The organism is Cohnella sp. GbtcB17 (assembly GCF_019091135.1).
GTDB lineage: Bacteria > Bacillota > Bacilli > Paenibacillales > Paenibacillaceae > Cohnella.
This window is the reverse complement of record NZ_JAGXJW010000337.1, coordinates 1-254: the sequence shown is the minus strand read 5'-3', so window position 1 is coordinate 254 and position 254 is coordinate 1. Positions and strand designations below refer to the sequence as shown.

Here is a 254-nt window from a genome sequence, read left to right as displayed (position 1 = left end):
GCTTGCCGTCGTGCTGCTGATCCGATAGCCGATCGGTTGGCCGGACCCATCCGGGAGGAATGGCCTGAGCGCAGGTTCTCCTGCGCGAAGCAGCAGCCCCCCTGCGTCTCCATCGACCGCGATCGACCGGGCGGAAGGCATGGCGTAGACGGGACGGATGCAGGTCGTTCCGATCGGCACGGTAAAGCAGGAGGCGCACGGGGCGCCAAGCAGCTTCGGCATGGAGACGGACATCCGTTGCGGTGGCGTTAACC

At 66.5% G+C, this 254-nt stretch carries 1 protein-coding gene; it reads right to left on the bottom strand.

Features of this window, described 5'->3' with window-relative positions; all coding sequences use genetic code 11:
- Positions 1-222: hypothetical protein (locus KVT38_RS33885; RefSeq protein WP_217598101.1), on the bottom strand; the 222-nt coding region annotated here is incomplete at its 3' end.
- Between the last annotated feature and the right edge of the window lie 32 nt (positions 223-254).